The organism is Sporosarcina koreensis, assembly GCF_042655825.1.
Taxonomy (GTDB): Bacteria; Bacillota; Bacilli; order Bacillales_A; family Planococcaceae; genus Sporosarcina; species Sporosarcina koreensis.
The window spans coordinates 22,921-41,476 of sequence record NZ_JBHSNP010000008.1 but is presented as its reverse complement, the minus strand read 5'-3'; the positions used below and the strand labels follow the sequence as shown (position 1 = coordinate 41,476).

The 18,556-nt window shown below is 42.4% G+C and carries 22 protein-coding genes and 1 riboswitch; of the genes, 14 read left to right on the top strand and 8 right to left on the bottom strand.

Translation table 11 applies throughout. The features are described from left to right. Positions 1–48 precede the first annotated feature (48 nt). A riboswitch (guanidine-I (ykkC/yxkD leader) is annotated at positions 49–144 on the bottom strand. A 250-nt stretch (positions 145–394) separates the two neighbouring features. The 3 genes from ACFPTP_RS03200 (at position 395) to ACFPTP_RS03190 (ending at position 4,424) form a co-directional block, all read left to right on the top strand. Next, on the top strand, positions 395–724 hold the full coding sequence (locus tag ACFPTP_RS03200; RefSeq protein ID WP_381442141.1) for an ArsR/SmtB family transcription factor: 330 nt from the start codon (positions 395–397) through the stop codon (positions 722–724). After that, positions 721–1,122, top strand: a complete 402-nt coding sequence (locus ACFPTP_RS03195; RefSeq protein ID WP_381442139.1) for an SRPBCC family protein — start codon at positions 721–723, stop codon at positions 1,120–1,122. Before ACFPTP_RS03200 ends, ACFPTP_RS03195 begins: the two co-directional genes overlap by 4 nt. Positions 1,123–1,241: 119 nt before the next feature. After that, on the top strand, positions 1,242–4,424 hold the full coding sequence (locus tag ACFPTP_RS03190; protein ID WP_381442136.1) for an ATP-binding cassette domain-containing protein: 3,183 nt from the start codon (positions 1,242–1,244) through the stop codon (positions 4,422–4,424). A 150-nt stretch (positions 4,425–4,574) separates the two neighbouring features. Here the strand turns inward: ACFPTP_RS03190 and ACFPTP_RS03185 are convergent, their stop codons facing one another. Beyond that, complete coding sequence (locus ACFPTP_RS03185) at positions 4,575–4,739, bottom strand: YfhD family protein (RefSeq protein ID WP_381442134.1); 165 nt, start codon at positions 4,737–4,739, stop codon at positions 4,575–4,577. A 156-nt stretch (positions 4,740–4,895) separates the two neighbouring features. On the opposite strand from ACFPTP_RS03185, the gene ACFPTP_RS03180 reads away from it, so the two are divergent. From ACFPTP_RS03180 to ACFPTP_RS03170, 3 genes are all read left to right on the top strand, one after another. Further along, positions 4,896–5,690, top strand: coding sequence for a VLRF1 family aeRF1-type release factor (locus ACFPTP_RS03180; RefSeq protein ID WP_381442131.1), 795 nt, complete (start codon positions 4,896–4,898; stop codon positions 5,688–5,690). Between the two features lie 110 nt (positions 5,691–5,800). Continuing rightward, a complete protein-coding gene (locus ACFPTP_RS03175; RefSeq protein WP_381442127.1) occupies positions 5,801–6,511 on the top strand; it encodes a hypothetical protein in 711 nt (236 codons plus the stop codon). 105 nt (positions 6,512–6,616) lie between these two features. After that, complete coding sequence (locus ACFPTP_RS03170; RefSeq protein WP_381442124.1) at positions 6,617–7,021, top strand: DUF4870 domain-containing protein; 405 nt, start codon at positions 6,617–6,619, stop codon at positions 7,019–7,021. Positions 7,022–7,075: 54 nt separating this feature from the next. On the opposite strand, the gene ACFPTP_RS03165 is transcribed toward ACFPTP_RS03170, so the two are convergent. Then, on the bottom strand, positions 7,076–7,333 hold the full coding sequence (locus ACFPTP_RS03165) for a DUF4190 domain-containing protein (RefSeq protein WP_381442122.1): 258 nt from the start codon (positions 7,331–7,333) through the stop codon (positions 7,076–7,078). A gap of 166 nt (positions 7,334–7,499) precedes the next feature. On the opposite strand from ACFPTP_RS03165, the gene ACFPTP_RS03160 reads away from it, so the two are divergent. Further along, entirely contained in the window at positions 7,500–9,290 is a 1,791-nt protein-coding gene (locus ACFPTP_RS03160) for a S9 family peptidase (protein WP_381442118.1), read from the top strand. 155 nt (positions 9,291–9,445) lie between these two features. On the opposite strand, the gene ACFPTP_RS03155 is transcribed toward ACFPTP_RS03160, so the two are convergent. Both ACFPTP_RS03155 and ACFPTP_RS03150 read right to left on the bottom strand, forming a co-directional pair. After that, positions 9,446–10,003: an SLOG family protein gene (locus ACFPTP_RS03155; protein ID WP_381442116.1), complete on the bottom strand. Its 558-nt coding sequence runs from the start codon at positions 10,001–10,003 to the stop codon at positions 9,446–9,448. After that, positions 10,000–11,160: an acyl-CoA dehydrogenase family protein gene (locus ACFPTP_RS03150; protein ID WP_381442113.1), complete on the bottom strand. Its 1,161-nt coding sequence runs from the start codon at positions 11,158–11,160 to the stop codon at positions 10,000–10,002. Before ACFPTP_RS03150 ends, ACFPTP_RS03155 begins: the two co-directional genes overlap by 4 nt. Before the next feature lie 126 nt (positions 11,161–11,286). On the opposite strand from ACFPTP_RS03150, the gene ACFPTP_RS03145 reads away from it, so the two are divergent. Together ACFPTP_RS03145 and ACFPTP_RS03140 are read left to right on the top strand one after the other, a co-directional pair. Further along, the gene (locus tag ACFPTP_RS03145; RefSeq protein ID WP_381442111.1) at positions 11,287–11,796 is read left to right on the top strand and encodes a GNAT family N-acetyltransferase; all 510 of its coding nucleotides are present in this window, start codon (positions 11,287–11,289) and stop codon (positions 11,794–11,796) included. A gap of 106 nt (positions 11,797–11,902) precedes the next feature. Beyond that, the gene (locus ACFPTP_RS03140) at positions 11,903–12,316 is read left to right on the top strand and encodes a pyridoxamine 5'-phosphate oxidase family protein (RefSeq protein WP_381442108.1); all 414 of its coding nucleotides are present in this window, start codon (positions 11,903–11,905) and stop codon (positions 12,314–12,316) included. Between the two features lie 42 nt (positions 12,317–12,358). Here the strand turns inward: ACFPTP_RS03140 and ACFPTP_RS03135 are convergent, their stop codons facing one another. Beyond that, entirely contained in the window at positions 12,359–12,856 is a 498-nt protein-coding gene (locus ACFPTP_RS03135) for a TspO/MBR family protein (RefSeq protein WP_381442106.1), read from the bottom strand. Positions 12,857–13,014: 158 nt separating this feature from the next. Between ACFPTP_RS03135 and ACFPTP_RS03130 the strand changes: the two genes are divergently transcribed. The 3 genes from ACFPTP_RS03130 to ACFPTP_RS03120 all read left to right on the top strand — a co-directional run bounded on the left by ACFPTP_RS03130 (position 13,015) and on the right by ACFPTP_RS03120 (position 15,168). After that, complete coding sequence (locus ACFPTP_RS03130; RefSeq protein WP_381442104.1) at positions 13,015–14,334, top strand: sodium-dependent transporter; 1,320 nt, start codon at positions 13,015–13,017, stop codon at positions 14,332–14,334. A gap of 128 nt (positions 14,335–14,462) precedes the next feature. Further along, on the top strand, positions 14,463–14,942 hold the full coding sequence (locus ACFPTP_RS03125) for a DUF2975 domain-containing protein (protein WP_381442102.1): 480 nt from the start codon (positions 14,463–14,465) through the stop codon (positions 14,940–14,942). A 10-nt stretch (positions 14,943–14,952) separates the two neighbouring features. Then, positions 14,953–15,168 (top strand): helix-turn-helix domain-containing protein, encoded by a 216-nt coding sequence (locus ACFPTP_RS03120; RefSeq protein ID WP_381442099.1) that lies wholly within the window; start codon positions 14,953–14,955, stop codon positions 15,166–15,168. Between the two features lie 35 nt (positions 15,169–15,203). Here ACFPTP_RS03120 and ACFPTP_RS03115 read toward each other — a convergent pair whose 3' ends face one another. After that, entirely contained in the window at positions 15,204–15,656 is a 453-nt protein-coding gene (locus ACFPTP_RS03115) for a GNAT family N-acetyltransferase (RefSeq protein WP_381442097.1), read from the bottom strand. A 93-nt stretch (positions 15,657–15,749) separates the two neighbouring features. Here ACFPTP_RS03115 and ACFPTP_RS03110 point away from each other — a divergent pair, with 93 nt between their 5' ends. Further along, positions 15,750–16,223 (top strand): GyrI-like domain-containing protein, encoded by a 474-nt coding sequence (locus ACFPTP_RS03110; RefSeq protein ID WP_381442094.1) that lies wholly within the window; start codon positions 15,750–15,752, stop codon positions 16,221–16,223. 35 nt (positions 16,224–16,258) lie between these two features. Here the strand turns inward: ACFPTP_RS03110 and ACFPTP_RS03105 are convergent, their stop codons facing one another. Both ACFPTP_RS03105 and ACFPTP_RS03100 read right to left on the bottom strand, forming a co-directional pair. After that, a complete protein-coding gene (locus tag ACFPTP_RS03105; protein ID WP_381442091.1) occupies positions 16,259–16,588 on the bottom strand; it encodes a phospholipase in 330 nt (109 codons plus the stop codon). Between the two features lie 131 nt (positions 16,589–16,719). Continuing rightward, positions 16,720–17,289, bottom strand: a complete 570-nt coding sequence (locus tag ACFPTP_RS03100; protein WP_381442089.1) for a DUF4256 domain-containing protein — start codon at positions 17,287–17,289, stop codon at positions 16,720–16,722. Between the two features lie 307 nt (positions 17,290–17,596). Between ACFPTP_RS03100 and qoxA the strand changes: the two genes are divergently transcribed. Then, positions 17,597–18,511: a cytochrome aa3 quinol oxidase subunit II gene (qoxA, locus tag ACFPTP_RS03095; RefSeq protein ID WP_381442087.1), complete on the top strand. Its 915-nt coding sequence runs from the start codon at positions 17,597–17,599 to the stop codon at positions 18,509–18,511. The last annotated feature ends 45 nt before the right edge of the window (positions 18,512–18,556 follow it).

Below are 18,556 nucleotides of genomic sequence, written 5' to 3'. Positions count from 1 at the left end.
TATTGATGACAAAAACAAAAAAAGCCTGGGAGACAACTGATAAACAGTTTCTCCCAGGCTTTTATCCTTCCGTGACACAGCTGAGCCGTGAGTTTTCTCTCGGACCAGACCGGCATTTGCCACGGAACCCTAGAAAACATTTTTACTTATACAATTCCTTTTGATTATACACGGTACATGAAGCTAGTCATGATGCTTCAAAAATATATCAATCATTTCCCAACTTATATGGTCATTTCGTGACTTTTAAACCACGCTTTTTGCCGTTTGCTAGAAGCCATGACTAAAAAAATTCATCAAGGGCATACTTGACATGACACTTGAAGGTGTCGTATTATAATCTCGAATAGGACACCTTTAAGTGTCGTGTTGAAAGATCAGGAGGAGAATGATCTTGAGCGAGACGAGACCTACAAGAGATGTGTATGAAGCAGTGGCCGATCCAACGCGTCGAAAATTGCTTCGTTTGTTGGCTGACGTGGAAGAATCGCCTCTCAATGAGCTAACGGTTCATTTCGAAATGGGTCGTACTGCAGTTTCAAAACATTTGGCAATCCTGAAAGAAGCGGGCCTTGTTACGAGCAGGAAAGTCGGCCGGGAAACGCGATTTAAGTTGAATGCCTCTCCGCTCAAAGAAATTCAAGATTGGGTCGCTTTCTACAACAAATTCTGGAGTGCGCGTCTGTCGCGACTGCAGCAACTTTTAGAGGAGGAAGAAGAATGAGTTTATCATTGGAAATGGATTTTCAGTACAACAAATCGATCGACAAAGTGTGGCATGCATTAACGGATTCGGATATGCTTGAAAAGTGGATTTGGAAAAACGACTTCAAACCTGTCGTTGGACATCAATTTACATTCCGCGCCGAGCCAAGTGAGTGGTGGGATGGCATCGTAAAAGGTGAAGTATTGGAAGTGGACGAGCCGAATAAGCTTTCCTACACTTGGGCGAGCGGTGGCGAAGAGCATGTTGTCACTTGGACGTTAACAGAAACGCCTGATGGAAACACTAACCTCCACCTCGATCAAACCGGAATCCATACAGAAGACGGATTAAAAGGTGCACAATATGGCTGGACCAATATGTCCGAACAACTTACAAAAGTGTTAGAGGAACAGTAAAAAATCGATTATAGGGCGCTTTTCGGTAATACGGAAAGCGTCATTTTTATGTGAACAGAAGGATTGGAAGTCTTACATACATGGCAATACTAATGTCAGAGATTGGAGAGGATGTCACAATGAAAATCAATCAATTAATCGCGAACAATATTAAACGATTGGATGCAGATCTGCCCGAAGATAAGTCGTTAGGGATTGCCGGATTGTCTGGATCCGGAAAAACGACATTTTGTCAAACGATCGGGGAGGAGTCGAAGAAGCGTCTCGTTTCCTTATTGCCAAAGGCTGAATACCAGTATTTATTCCCAAATATTATGGAAACCAATTTCAGCGCAATCAAAATGGAAGAGATGCCTTTAGTGCTTTTTCTCGGAAGATCATCAATATCCTCCAATCCGCGTTCGACAATCGGCACACATACCGGCGTATTCAAAGAAATTCGCGTATGCCTTGCCGACAAATTTAATCTTTCCCCGGAAGTCTTTTCATTCAACAATGAATTAGGCTGGTGTCCGAAATGTAAAGGGCGCGGCAGTACAAGCAATGTAGAATGTAAAACGTGTGGCGGTAAACGATATAATCCAAAGGTCGAGCAATATACAATCGAGTTATTTGGTAAACCGCATTCCATTTCCGATATTAACGACTTAAGCGTGGAATCCATCCTCTCGCTTGCAGAAGAGTTACAGATTAGTGAAGCGAAACAACTTATCCTTCAAAATATACTTAATATGAATGTCGGTTACTTAACGTTAAATCGTATTATGGGAACTCTTTCAGGCGGAGAGTTAACGCGCCTGTACTTGGGGGAATTCATGGCTGCAAGTGAGAATACCGTCATTATCATCGATGAAATTTCAGTTGGTCTTGATCGTCAAACGCTCCTGAAAATTTTGGAGCAGATTAAACGATTAGGTTATAAAAATCAAATTTGGCTTATCGATCATTCTGACACAGTGCTCGATCTAACGGATGAGCAATTGTTTTTTGGACCGGGCAGCGGAAAATACGGCGGAAGAATTGTCGAAGAATCACCGCGTCCGAAGCCTGTTTTCCAAGAACGGAATGAAAAGAAGCCGACAGAATTTTATCGGTTTGAGGATCTTTACTGCCGTAATATACAAATGGCTGAATTTGAAATTCCGAAAAATAGACTTGTAACAGTCACCGGCGAGTCTGGCTGCGGGAAATCCACACTCGTCAATGAATGTGTAGCGAAGGACTTTCTGAATCGATATCCAAAAGATAAATTAGTCATGGTCGGACAGGACCGAAACCAATCGATTACAAGCCGGTCCACCGTTGCAACTTTTCTTGACATCAAGCAGAAATTGAATAAATACAGTGAAGAAATTGACGATATTTTTGAGCGCTCGATTGAAGATATCATTGATGAATTACCAGAAGGAGACATCGCTCATAAACGATTGAGCTTATTGATCAAACTCGGACTCGGTTATTTGACGTTGGAGAGAAAAACACAGACGTTGTCGACTGGTGAATTCCAATGTGTCCATTTAGTTTCGGAGCTATTTGCGAACTCGAGAAAACCTCACACGCTCTTTATTTTCGATGAGCCTTCAAAAGGTTTATCCCAAAATATATTGAACCAATTCATTGATAGCATTCGGTTGATTTTGCAAGATGAAACCGTTTCAATCGTCATGATTGAGCATAATGAATATATGATGGAAAGCTCCGATTTCATCATCGACTTCGGGAAGCGGAAGAGTGAACCCGTCACGCATTTGGATATTGTCAGTCATCATGACTATTATGATCATAAAAATAGAGAGGATGCCGAGCTGCCGTTACCTATATCCTCCGCACTCAAGCAGCAAAACGGCATCCGCTATTTAAACGAAAATCATATCGATTACTATAAAAACGCGGAGAATATTTATAATGGCGGCATCTTGAAAAGCTTGTCCTCAATGGCCCATTTAATTTACGGCGAATATGAATCCGACACGATTGCACCTGTCATTGCCATTGACCTTGAAAGGCATTTGTATAGCCAATATAGCTTTCTTTATGAAATCGGCGGGTTGATCAACCATATCGTGGTGGCTCATCCGACGAACAAAGACACGAAAAGCTTCGATTTCTATAATAAAGACAATCATTGTCCATCATGCTCCGGACGTCTTCAGATAGAAAAATTTGATAAAGATCTTGTCATCCAAGACAAGGATGTTCCATTCTGGGATGGAATGTTGCATCCAGACGTAATGGAAGTATTAAAGTTTTATAAATACGAAAAGCTGGAGTTTCTATTTGGAGAAATAAAGAACGCATTAGGCCGTGATCTGACGAAAAGTTATAACGAGATGTCCGATGAAGAAAAGCACACATTTTGGTATGGATATTTTGATGAGTCATTTTACGATAAGGAAGGCAAGACGCGCAGAACGTGGGTTGGCTTCAATACAATCCTTGGGATGTATATGGTCGTTTCGAAATCTGAGATTAAAGAGCATATGAAAGCTTCAAAAGAAATGATTACATGCCCAATTTGTGAGGGGACTGTTTTAAACCACCATAAGCCTCTTTCATTTGATGGGACAGATATTCGTGAATTAATTAAACAGCCGATTGATAACGTATTGAAAACTGTGGGAGATGTACCCGTTCTCTTGAAACTGAAATCGATTGTCGGCGGCGACATGAGTTTGACGGAGGATGTCTCTTTGCTGCCTAGGGAAACCCAGGTTGCATTGAAAATGTTGGAATTGGACCAGGCCAGCTTTACGGGATATGAAATGGTATTGCAAAATGTCTTGCCGTTTTGGGATATCGTCAAGGGCAATATTGAATCGATCAGCAGCAATAACCAAGTGACGATCTGTGATTTCCCAACTATTAATGAAACAAGGGAAATGATCATCGATAAGTATTTCACAAACGGGAAATACAAAAAACTGACGTATGTATATGAAGCATTTGGCTACAAAAAATTAATTACCCAAATTAATAAAATCAGAAAGGCCAATCCATGTCCTTTCTGTAAAGGGAAAAAGGTGATTACCGAGGATAATTTACATGATGGCGTGTTCAAATTGACTATTCCGTGTGCAAGTTGTCAGGCGACAGGCATCAATGGGGAAGGTTTGAAGGAAATCGTCGATGGGGTTGACGTTCAAACATGGCTTTTGGGCAATGTAAGTGACGTCGTGGATGAAAGCTTGTATACAGAAGCTGTTTCTGACATTCCCATTTTCAATCGGATCCGGGAATTAGACAAACGGGAAATGATGGCGGTTTATGACTGTCTCGAGGATGGTGCAAAGGTCACCAGATGAGCATAACTTTGTGAGATTGCGCCATAACTGGTCCGAACTCGAGCAAAACCGACCCAAACTCGCGCAAAATTCCACCAAGTTGCGCCATAACACCCTTAAACTCGAGCAAAATATAAAACAAAGCCCCTACATCTGGGTAGGGGCATACGATTAAGGCCATCTAAAATTTTTCTTCTTTTTTGCCTGACGCAGCTCTGCGAATTCCTTTGCGATTTCCTCTTTCATATCACCGGGTTTTATCTTCTGATTTTTTGGCGTTTGCGGCAAGGAGTTAGTATTATTTCCGGTCTTATTGTTGTGATTATCTCTTCCCATAATTTTTCGCTCCTTTCATTCATCGTCGTTATTAATATGGCGCCCTTCAAACGTTTTATGCTGAATCGGACATCTGCATTATGCAGATGTGCCGTTTTAGAATCGAATGGAGAGGGTATGCTTAAAAGAAGCATATTATGAGGAGGTTCGGGATATATGTCACTTAGTGAAGAGCTGAAAAAACTGAAGGAATTCGAATGTGATTCCCGCTGCGTGTTGAGTGTGTACTTGAATACGAACCCTGCCGATCCGGAACAACAGAATGGAGCGTGGAGAATCCATTTGAAAAATGGATTGAAGCGCCTCGATGAGTATTTAGAAGCTTCCCAAGATGAAAAAGAAATGAAAGCGTATAAAAAACTGAAAGAAAAAGTGACGAAGGAAATCGAAGGCAATCAAAACGACTTGAATAAAGGGGTCGTTATTTTTGCGTCTGAAGATCCTGAATTATGGTCCGTCCACTATGTGCAAGTGCAAGTGAAAACAAGTTTCCACTGGGAGGACCATCCGGTAATTGAGGAAATGGAGTATATGTTGAAGGCGTATCCAGAGGCTGGCATCATCATGCCGAGCTTTGGGGAAGTTCGCATCTTGGATACCGCGATGGGATTCGTCAATGGTGAGAGGACTTACGAGTTCGACTCGGGTCTGGAAGTTTGGAAAGAACAAAAAGGCGTGCGATCATCCATATCACGCAGCACCGGAGGAAATCATAGCGACGGATTTGATGATCGTTTAAAAGAAAACCTCGAGCGATTTTATAAAGAAATGGGCATCATTGTCGAAAAAATGCGGAAAGAGCGTAACTGGAAGGAATTATACGTAGTCGGCGAAGCGGAACTGGCAAACTCGTTTGCCAAGACGCTACGGACCAAGCCGAACAATAGTATTTATAAAAACCTCAACAACTTCGAGCCGAGTAAAGTCCTTCAACAAGTTTTTGAAAAATGATATAAAGGCTAAATTCAAACCGTCTCTATTTTGGGACGGTTTTTTCATGATTGTACGAATATATACCTCCCGACATATCATAGAGAAAACGGTTGATGGGAGGTTGAACTATGGGATTGTTTTTTAATAAAAAGAACCATTTGGATCTATTTAAAGGCGATAACATTGCCGAAATGAACCAGGCCATCTATCGAACCGATTCCTTGTCTGAAGCTTTGAATGAACAAAAGAAATCATTCGACATGATGAATGAAAAATACAGCGAAATGGAAAAACAGCTTACTAAACAAAGAAGGATCCAATCCGATCGATGGAGGACGACAGGAATCCGCTTCGATGAAATATTGGATCATCAATCGCAACATCGCCAGTTTGAGAAAGAAGCACTGGAGACATTGGAACGTTTGGATCGAAAACATAAAGAACTGCAAAAAATGCTTGAAAACAAGAGGAGAATGAATGACGAGCTAGTTGAACAAATCAATATACTGAACCAATCGAACGCTGAAATAGCAGAACGGCTTGAAAAATTTGATGCCGATCAAGAAAAGCTTCTTACAAAAATGGATGCGCAAATCGAAAAACAGGATCAATTCTCCCTCTCGCTGGAAGAACAGAAGACGGCACAGACAGAAATAGCAGAACGGATTGAACAGCATGAAGGATTAATTGAAAAAATGATGAGGCAAATGGATTTCCTCAAATCGGTCATATTCGAGCGCTCACATTTTCTGGCGGAGAAAATCGACAAGAGCTACCAGCTCACGACAACTTATATTAGTAATTTAAGAGGGAAGTCCAATCAATCTGAATCCAAATGACCCCTTTCCCTAAAGTAAGTTTGCCTGCGACAGTGTCTTTGCCTGGAGCAGGCATCATTCTTACACCTGTTCAATATAATAGGGGGAAAAGGGGGTTATGGAAAATTGAATGAAAATGAAAAGAAAACACCGGCAACAATAGATCAGGAACCGGAAAAGACAAATAACCATTCCAAAGCTGAAGGCAATAAAACCTCTATCGGATTAACAGAGAATGTAGGAGGATTGCTCTGTTATATCTTTATCATCGGTCTTATTTTTCTGTTCGTTGAAAAAGAAAACCGTTTCATCCGATTCCATGCGCTACAATCCGTTTTTACGGCGATTGCCATCTTCCTGATCAGCATCATTTTAGGCTTCATACCTTTAGTTGGAGCGATCGCAAGCCTGCTATTAAGCCCGCTGGCGTTTGTACTAATGATTTTTATGATGTATCAAGCTTATCAAGGCAACTATTATAAGCTTCCATTCATTGGGGACATTGTGGAAAGTCAATTGGAAAAGCCATAATGAAAAGCCGCTTTTGGATGTTAACCATCTGAAGCGGCTTCCTTTTTTAATCGCCTAATAATTTATTCCTCCTAATAGGATGATGAATATCCAGAAGAATACTTTCATTGCCAACGTGATACTTCCTAATACAATACCGGCAACCGCCATACCTTTGCCATTCTGTATTTTATTCCCCGCAGCGCCGAAGATGATTGCCAAAATACCCAATAAATAAGGAATGACAGGAATCAGATTCAACACGACTCCCAATATCCCTAACACGAGTGAACTGATCGCCATTCCGTTTGTTTGCTGGTTTGCATTGTCCATCCATTTCACCCCCACTATGACAGCTTATGCAATAAGGAATGCAGATTTGAATGAAATGAATGATGCAATATTCAAAGAAGAATGTGAAATGGCATTCTTTCATAAGTATAGAAGTGCTATACTATTCAATGGATAGGAAATAGACAAGTAGCTTAGGAGGAGAATCATGATACCTTTTGCAAAACCGACAGTTGAGCAGTTTTTCCGGACGTACACGATTACCAATTTCGCTGTGAACAATGATGAAACGAAGCTGATCTTCAATACCAATTTAAATGGCAAGATGAATTTATGGGCAGTGGATTTGCCCGGCTCTTTTCCGTATTTATTTGCCCATCGTGACGAGTCATGCAACTTTATCAAATTCGATGCTGAAAATCAGTATGTGTTGGCTGGGTTTGATAATGATGGGGATGAAAACTATCAAATCTATTCGATCCCATTTGAAGGCGGTCTGCCGCAGCCGTTGATCACTGGAGAGTCGAGTGAGAAGTTCTATTTCAGTCATTTGAGCGATGATGGGAAGCGGCTTTATTATGTGACGTCTTTGGACAATCCGATGTACTTGAATACGCATATGCGTAATTTGGAAAGCGGCATCGATACGTTATTGCATATTGGAGAGACTTCGACGACTGAGCTTGCCGCAGTTTCGGATGATGAAAAGGCATTCGTCTATTCACAGGCCTTCGCAAACACTTATGTCGTCAGCTTTGTGAAAATCGGGGAAGATACCTTTACCTTAACACCGGATGCGTCAAAAGTGCATGTCGCTGGTGATCCGGTATTCACTGACGATAACACGATTCATTTCGTTACGGATTATGAGAGCGATCATACCTACATTGCAAAATTTGATTTGTCGACGAAATCGTTTTCCAAGGTTTTGGAAGTGGAAGGGGAAAGCGTCCAGACAATAAAATTCAATAAAGACAATGGGGAATTTTATTTCATCACTTCCAAGGGTGTAGCGGATAAATTATATCGCTATCATCTTGGGGTTGGAAAGCTAGCTGAGAGCACATTGCCTGTCGATGTAATTGATCAAGTAAGATTCGCCAAGTCAGGAAATCTCTATATTTTAGGTCGCAGTGCGACAGTCCCTCATAATATTTTCAAATCGACAGATGGGCAAGAGTGGGAGCAATTGACGGAAAACAGGGTATTAGGTGTCAGCCAAGATGGCATGGTCGAACCGGAAGTCGTTTCTTATAATTCGTTTGACGGATTGGATATCGAAGCTCTTTTATTCAAAGCGAAAGAGGAACATGCGAATGGCTACACGATCTTCTGGCCACATGGCGGTCCACAGTCGTCCGAACGAAAGATGTTCCGTTCGATGTTCCAATGCTTCCTGAATAGGGGCTATAATATTTTCGCTCCAAACTTCCGGGGAAGCACCGGCTACGGTTCGGAATTCACGAAAATGGTCGAACAGGATTGGGGAGAGGGCCCGCGCCTCGACTGTTTGGCGGGGATCGATTGGTTGTTTGACAATGGCATTACCGACCGTGATCGACTATTTCTCGTAGGCGGCAGCTATGGCGGCTATATGGCATTACTGTTGCACGGCAGACATGCCGAGTACTTCAAGGCGGTTGTGGACATTTTTGGCGTATCCGATCTGTTCACATTCGTCAATTCCGTTCCGGCGCATTGGAAGCCGATCATGGATCGTTGGCTAGGAGATCCGGAGCGGGATAAAGAGCGATTCGTCAAGGATTCGCCTGTCACGTACCTCGACGGAATGGTGAAGCCGATGTTGGTCATCCAAGGCGCAAAAGACCCGCGTGTTGTCAAAAAGGAATCCGATCAGATCGTCGCGAAGTTGACAGAGCTCGGCCGCGATGTCGAATATTTGGTGTTAGATGATGAAGGACACGGCTTCTCGAAGAAGGAAAATGAAATAACAGTGTACAGCCGGATGCTGGAGTTTTTGGAGAAACATCAGAAGTGATAATGAAAAGGCTGTCCGCCAGTCGTTGTGTGACTGCGGACAGCTTTTACTTATTCGGGTTAGGGTCCATTCTTTTGCACAAGGGTCTATTCTTTTCTACTCAAACTTCTCGTTCCTCTACCACATGTTCTCGTTCCCGTCGAAAGAGTTTTCCTTTAATCCCAATCCTGTCTCTGCATATCCTCTGCGACAAGTTGCAAGTCATCCGCTGTAATCGTCAGCACTTCATAATCGCTCGTCTCCGCAAATTTCAACGCCATTTTCTTCATAAACTTAGGAGACCCTTCATTGTCCTCGTCATATACGATTAAGATTCCATCCGAATTCCTTAATAAAAACTTATCCCGCTCAATGAATTGCCACGGGGCTTCGTATGGACGCTTCGTTAAACTGACTGAGTAATCCGCATGCGCAAGGATGAATTCATACGCTTCCTTTTTCGCTTCGTTCCAGTTTTTCTCCTGTTCCTGGAATGGGGTGATGACGGCAAATTTCAATTCCGGATACATGTCTTGCAAGTCGATCACTGCTTCCGCTGCCCATGTCTCGACTCCCGGCTGTCCGCTGACAATCACCCATTCGAGGCCGCTATCAAGAAGGGGAGTCAATCGGTCTTCCAGCGCCTTTTTAATGATGCCGATGCCTGGGTGCTTATCATTGAAGATGCCTAATTCATGCGCTTTATAACCAGTTATGACAAGCCTTTTGATCATTTGCGCATACCCTCGATTGCCGTATCCGCCAATTTCGAAATGACCATATCATCCATAGGCGGATTATGCAGCCCTGCCCGGACATCCCGGTAATAGCGTTGCAACGGATTGGATAACTCCAAGCTTTTCGCGCCGACGATCCGCATCGCTTGATCGACAATGTGGATTGCCGCATTTGTCACTGCATGCTTAGCCGCACCTAATTCCTGATTCATCGATTTACGTTGTTTCAAATTATCGTATGCCGCTGCAACACTGTATAGGAAATGCCGTGCTTTCATTAATTCCAGATCGATATGTCCGATATGACTTTGTACATTCGGCAATTCGGAAATGGTCCCTTGAATGCTATTTGGACTATATTCGACGGCAAACTTCACTGCATAGTCACGGGCGGCTTGCGCAATCCCTAAATAACATGCTGGAATATGAAGCAGCCACCCGTTCAATTTATCTCCGCGCCGGCTTTTGCTGAACTCGACGAAATCTTCCTCGTCGACTTTCACATTATCTAAAACCAGATCATGACTTTCCGTACCACGCATGCCGACCATATTCCATGTCTCTTTGATGGATACGCCTTCACTTGTTTGATCAATAAGGAAAAAGCCGATTCCTTCCCGTTCCTCGACCCAAGCGGATACAAGGGAATGGGTGAGGACAGGCGACATGGAAGTGAAGTTTTTCTGTCCGTTAATGACCCAATGCCCATCTTTTTTGACCGCCGTCGTTTGCGGACGGCCACCGCGTGTCGGGCTGCCGGTTTGCGCTTCACTTGCTGCGCGGTTCACTAAGGCGCCGTTCAAAACCTCTTTTGCAAACCGCTCCAAGTTGTTCTTATTCCATAGCTCATTTGCATAAAGGTCGCCGACAACGCCATGATACCAGCCAATCGATAATCCAGTTGCACCATCAAAGGAAGCGATCGTCTCCTGCATCAATATCATATCGGTAACGGTCATTCCTCCACCGCCATATTCTTTCGGAAGGGCGAGTGTCGTATAACCGATGTCGACAAGCGACTGTATATTTTCTTTCGGAAATTTAGCAAGTCGGTCCGTCTGTTCAGCCGAGTCCCGAAATTGCTGTTCAAGCTTGCTTAATTTATCAATCCATTCCCTTTGGAAGTCGGTTGTGATGAAAAGTTCCTTTGACATGTAGACACATCCTTTAGTTAACGTTCTTATGTATGTCTATTATACGGTACTAAATGTTGATTGCAGGAAAATTGCATTGAAAGGTAAAATGTATGTAGCTATTCAATTAATAGGAGGAGGATATCAATGAAAATTAGAAAATTAACACCACAAGATGCGGAAATTTATTTTCAAATTCGATTAGAGGCTTTACAAACGAATCCCGAAGCGTTCTCTTCAAGCTATGAAGAGGAGAAAAAACAAAGTGCCGACAAATATAAAGAAAGGTTTCAAGGAGATAAATCCTTTACATTCGGTGCTTTTGATGGATCGAAACTGATCGGCGTCATTACGTTATTAACTGAGAAAACGACGAAGCTCAGACATCGTGCAACAATTCTATCAATGTACGTGACCCTCGAAATGCGGGGAAGGGGCGTCGCAAAGGCGCTTCTGAATGAAGCGATCAAAAAGGCAAGGACTCTGAAAGGGATTGAGCAGATTCACTTAGCAGTCGTCAGCTCGAATGCATCTGCCATCAGGTTGTATTCATCACTCGGATTTGAAGCATACGGAACTGAGAAAAGAGCGTTGAAAATCGGAGAAGACTATTTCGATGAGGATTTTATGGTTTTATTCTTAGATGAAATAAATTAGGGCTTTGCAGGAATGTTCATATTTTCTCCTCCGTCGATCCTTTGATGTTTAGTTTCCCTTTTATATAGGAAAAGTTAAGGGAGACAATGAATTAGGAGTGATTGATATGGATGCAAAAGAAACAGCTCGAAAAATTCTGGATGAAAGCTATGTTGGAACGATGGCGACTGTCCAGCAAGGCCAGCCATACAGCAGATATATGACATTTTTCAATGAGGATTTCACGCTTTACACGGCAACTTCAAAACAGACCGAAAAAGTGGATGAGCTTGAAAAGAATCCGAATACGCATATTCTGATTGGCTATGAGGGAGATGGGTTTGGGGATGCGTATCTTGAAATCATGGGGACCGTCACGATATCCGATGAGGAAAGTTTGAAAGAGAAGGTTTGGAATGAGCATATGAAGCCATATTTTAATGGACCTGATGATCCGAATCTCGTCATCCTTAAAATCACCCCCGATTCCATGCGACTCATGAATAAAAAGGGGCAAGAACCCCAAGAGATTCAATTTTGAATGAAAATCCCTTGCCGGTTTTGGCAAGGGAATTCTTTACGATTAATTATTCAGCTTCCAAGTCGAATAATTGAGGGACAAAGCGAAAACGACCCAACCGATATAAGGAATCATCAGCGATCCTGCCGTCCGGTCGACTTGGTAGAATTCGTAAGTCGTCAATGCGATTGCTGCGAGTAAAATGGTCATCTCTACAAGGGCGGTGCCTCTCAATCCCCATCGGAAGTATAAGAAAGACCATAAATAATTGAGGCCGAGTTGTAATTCATAAATGGGGATTGCACTTGTATTCCCTTGTCCTTGCTCCTTTTTCCTTTCAACCCGATACTTCGCGAGTCCCATCATGCCATACAAGGTTGTCCATGCAATCGGGAATGTTGAAGGGGGCGGTGAGAAAAAAGGCTTTTCGAGCTTTTTATATTTTTCCTGAGCATTCCGGTTTGCCAACCACCCGGTGATCGACCCGCCGATAATTGGCATTAGAATGCCGAAAGCTAACCGCTTCCTATCAATTCGACCATTAACTTTTATAAGTTCCAATAGTACCACCTCCCTAATTACTTACATATTTCCCTTTAGCGAGATAATAAAACAAAAACAGTGGAAAATGCACAATAATAAGATAGTATGGATTCTGTTTATTCTACGTTATACTAATACAATGTTCATCGGAGAAAATGGGAAAAGTGAGTGATTGTATGAGACAACGTGAGCAATGGACATCGAAAATCGGATTTGTATTGGCGGCTGCCGGAAGTGCGATCGGACTTGGCGCCATTTGGAAGTTTCCTTATATGGCGGGCACGAACGGCGGAAGCGTTTTTGTGTTGCTATTCATCATTTGTACATTGGCAATTGGATTGCCAATCCTGCTGGCCGAATTTGTCATCGGGAGAAGGGGGCAGCATGATGCCGTCACATCGTTAAAAAAGCTGGCGCCTGGTAAACCGTGGTTTTTCATCGGTTGGATGGGTCTGCTTAGCTCATTTATCCTTTTATCCTTCTATAGCGTCGTCGGTGGGTGGATTCTTTCCTATTTGGCAAGGGCGTTGTTTTTCCGTCTTGATGTTGCCGATTATGGCGGGCTTTTCAATGCGATCATTGCGAATCCAGGAGAAGTGCTGATCGCTCAGGCCGTATTCATGATTATGACGATATGGATTGTGCAAAGCGGCATCCGCGGTGGGATTGAACGTGCAAGCCGTTGGATGATGCCTTTGCTTTTCATCTTTTTCATCGTCCTGGCTATTCGTTCATTGACACTCGAAGGTGCGATGGAAGGGGTTCGCTTCCTATTCGTGCCGGATTGGTCGTATTTGACAGGGAAGACCTTCTTGCTTGCACTCGGACAGGCATTCTTTTCGTTAAGCGTCGGTGTAACCGCGATGATGACATATGCATCCTATTTGCCGAAAGAGGAAAAGCTTGGCCAATCGGCATTCAATGTCTCGATATTGAATATTTTCATTTCGCTACTTGCGGGTATTGTTATTTTTCCGGCTGTATTCGCGCTCGGACAATCGCCTGCTGAAGGACCTGGATTGATCTTTGTTGTGCTGCCGGCAATCTTCAATGAAATCCCGTTCGGAGGATTTTTCTTGATTCTGTTCTTTATTTTATTATTATTTGCGACATTGACATCGTCCATCTCCATGTTGGAGATTGTCGTCTCAACAGGGATTCAAAAGAAGCTGGAACGGAGAAAAACAGCTGCTTGGGTATTTGGATTATTGATTTTCATCGTTGGAATTCCAAGTGCTTTATCATTCGGAGTGCTATCGGATGTGAAGCTGCCGGGGGGCACTTTCTTCGATTTCGCGGATATCCTGACAAGCCGGATCGGTCTGCCGGTAGGAGCGCTTCTCATTTCCATATTTGCAGGATTTGTGCTGTCGACTGCCGAAACCGATGATGAGCTGCGAATGAAACCATTCTTAAATCGTGCATGGAAGTTCATCGTCCGTTTTATTGCACCGCTAGCGATCATCATTATTTTCATCGCATCGTTTATTGATTAAACTCCTGAAAAAGCATCTCTTCCTCGTGGAGAATGCTTTTTTATTTCCATTAATCGATAATTATTTATTGATTATCGATAAATAGCTTGTTATAATCAACTTGAAAATAAATTCGATGAGGTGCTTTTATGAAGCGAGAAACACTCTTTTTAAAGTTTGCTGTTGTTCTTATGGGACTCCCAGTACTTGCGTTATGTATATTTATTTTGCCTAAAATAGCTAAGTTCTTCGCGATATTGATTCCGAATTTATCGTACTTGCAATATCCCTTCTTAATCGGACTGTATGCAACGGCTATCGCATTTTTCATAGCTTTGTACCAGACGTTTAAACTGTTAAGCTATATTGACAAGAACTTGGCGTTCTCAGATGTAACTGTCAAGGCGATAAAAAATATCAAATGCTGCGCCATTACGATCAGCGCGTTGTATGTCCTATTCATGCCGCTTCTTTATCTCATAGCCGAGGTTGACGATGCTCCAGGGATGATCTTAATTGGAATGGCCATCATTTTTGGTTGCTTGGTCGTCTCAGTGTTTGCAGCTGTTCTTCAAAAGTTATTACAAAATGCCATCGATATTAAATCGGAAAATGATTTGATGGTCTGAGGTGAAGACGATGACGATAATAGTCAATATTGATGTGATGCTGGCCAAAAGGAAAATGAGCGTAACGGAGTTATCGGAGAAGGTTGGAATTACGATGGCGAACCTGTCCATCTTGAAAAATGGCAAGGCGAAAGCGATCCGGTTTTCGACATTAGAGGCGATTTGTAAAGCACTGGATTGCCAACCCGGCGATATTTTGGAATATCAAAATGATGAAGACGAATAAAATACCTCCAGTGCAATGATGCACTGGAGCATTTATCATGATGATTTTTCATAGACCGAGGATGGATTCCCGAAAAGATCAAAGCACTCTGCAATCTTCGACCAACCATATTTCTCGTAATATCCGACATGGTCTGTCGTCAAATAAAGCTTTTCAAAGCCTTTTCGTCCAGCCTCGGCAATTGCATGGTCAAGTAACTGGGACCCAATCGCTTGTCCGCGGAATTTAGGATCCACATACAGACAAGCCAACCATGGAGAAAGGTCTTGCCTGCTGACAAGGTCATTTCGCAAAATCGCATACGTTCCAATGATTTCGCTGCCTTCAACTGCGATATAAAAGGAAGGGACCCCTTCAGCTGTAACGGATGAATGCTTCATGCAATCTTCGTAAAACCGATAGTTAGATTCATTTCCCCATTGCCCCCAAAATGTTTGTACCGCTTCCGCGAAAATCTCTTCTCGCTCATGTATCGAAAAAACATCCACCTGAAATTCCCCCTTTTTATTATTACTATAAAGGAAGGAGTATCAAAAACAAATGGCGAATTTAAGAGGAAATAGTAGTAAAGGAGAGATTGCATGGAAGTAAAAACGATTGCCACGTTTGAATGTGAAGTTATTCAGAAGGAGTACGAATTGGTTGGACAGAGCATAACAGCGAATTTTCCAGAATCATTCCCGGATGCAGCCATTAAGGTTCAAATGGATTTTGAAAAACGAATCGATGAAATCAAAAATTGTAAAAACAAACATGTCTTACTCAGTCCGTATATGTGCAATGATATCGTCGCCACTTATTTCGCATGTGTGGAGGTAGGGGTGCTTACTGAAATACCTGAAGGGATGATCGGATTTAATCTTCCAATGACCGAGTATGCCAAAATCAGCTGTTCCAATAAAACAATCGATCAAGGGTATACCAAAATATTTGCATGGATGGGCGAGAATGGCTACAAGCAAAAATGGTATGACAAATCATTTCCGATTGAGATTTACTATTTGGAAGAGGGAGCCGAGGAAGAGGTCGTAGAAATTTTAATACCGATTCAATAATTCCGGAACCGGCTATCCCTTAGGGAGAAGCCGGTTCAATATCTCCTGAAAATATTACAAGTGAATAACGTTTGAATCCGCATATAATTGTATAAAAGACGCGCATGCCTTCCCATCAGCGTGTCGTCATCTAAATAGGGTCGGAGGCGTCGAAGTAATTCATTATCACAATGGCATCGGTCGCCATATCGGCGATAACATTTATCATGTGCTTTGCATGCAGCATCCACTGCATTCACTGGATCTTCCGGCCCGTTACACCCTGGACCGCACCAGTTATATTTAGGGAAAATACAAAACCGGAATCCTCTATTTTCTCTGTGTGACAAGCAAAAAACCTCCTGCTTACTAATAAAGTATACCACTCTAGTTTATTCAACTATGTGCGATAACACATAAGCAGGAACCTATCGAAATGACAAAAATCCCTTAATGCTATGTACGTAGCGTTAAGGGATTTTGGCATTTTGAATGAAGTGCAATTACTTATATAGTTTTAAACCCTAAGTGAACCGCGGAAGCCCCTTGCGGCATAGTAGGAATCTGCTCCGTTGTGATACAAAAAGACAGTATTGTAGCGGCGGTCGCAAAAGACAGCCCCGCCGAGTTTTCTAATATTGGCAGGTGTTTGCACCCAGCTTGACGTTTTCAAATCGAAATTTCCGAGTGTCTGCAGCATCCGATATTCGTCTTCCGTCAATAGCGCAATGCCCATGTCAGTTGCCATATCCATCGCACTGTTTTCCGGTTTATATTTTTTTCTAGACTCCAATGCTTCACGATCGTAGCAAACACTTCTACGGCCTTTCGGACTTTCCGCCGAACAATCGAAAAAAACGTATTCATCCTTTTCCACGTCGTAGCCGACAACGTCCGGTTCGCCGCCGGTACTTTCCATTTCATTGAGCGACCACAATTTTTCAGGATTGGCTTCAAGTTTTGCCTCAACTTTAGCCCATTCGATTCCTTCGTGTCGGTCCATGTGCTTCTCAAAGCGAGCTTTCAATACCCCGAGTATTTCTTCACGTTGTTCTGTTGACAAATCCATCTGAATTTCCTTAGTCATATTTCGTTTCCTCCTTTATCTGTCCTTAGTATAGCAAAGCATCTTTTGATTCGTATGTAAATGAACTAACACAAAGTAATATTGGAATATATTTCATTACTTTTAAATAAAAAGTTGTCAATTAGTTGTACAAAATGTGTCCATTCTATTGACGTTTCGTGAAGATGTTATGAAGTGCTAATCTGCTAATTGTTTTTGGGATTTTATTATATTAAGATATACCAATCTCGAGTACGAGAGATTGCAAAATACGATTGCTTAAGACGCTGTTTCTATCGCATATAGAACAATAGAAAGGGGTACTTCCATGAAAAAGAAATGGGCTTTAGTTAGCTTAGCTATCGGTGTATTAGCATTGTTGGCGGGCTGCGAACCGTTGATGGTTCTAGATCCGAAAGGACCACAAGCTGAAACGACTGCCAATGTCATTTGGATTTCGATTGCAACGATGGCAATTGTTGTCATTGCCGTTTTTGCCTTAATGATATATGTCGTAGTTAAATATCGAGCTTCAAAGCAGAGTGAGGATTATGAACCGCCACATATCGAAGGGAATCCGATTGTTGAATCGATTATCGTTGGAATTCCTGTAATCATCATCATTTTCCTTTCCATTGTCACTGTCAAATCAAATTATGAAGTTGAGGCGACACCAAAAGGATATGAGGGCCAGAAACCATTGGTCGTCTATGCTTCCTCCTCTAACTGGAAATGGCATTTCAGTTATCCGGAAGAAAATATTGAAACAGTGAACTATTTGTATATCCCGACGGATCGACCGTTGGAATTTAGACTGTACTCATATGGTCCGATTACAAGCTTCTGGATTCCGCAGCTCGGCGGACAAAAGTATGCGATGTCGGATATGATCACCACATTACATTTGGCAGCTGAAGTCCCTGGTGAATATATGGGAAGAAATGCGAACTTCAGCGGAAAAGGCTTTGCTGAAAACATCTTCCATGTAGAGGCAATGCCAGCAGAGGAATTTGATAAATGGGTGGAAGAAGTAAAATCGACTGCCGAGCCTTTAACAAAAGAGAGGTTTGATGAGTTATTGGAACCTGGCCATCTAGGGCAAATGACGTTCAATGGAACACATTTGGGCTTCTTGCCACCGCCCGAAGGTCACGATCATGGTGCTGGCCACGCTGATGAACATGAACATCATTCCGAAGATGTGCATGCCAAAGCAGAGATGGATCATTCGGATCATCATTAATATCACTTGAAAAATTTTTTTCCATATGTGTCACGAATTAATTTT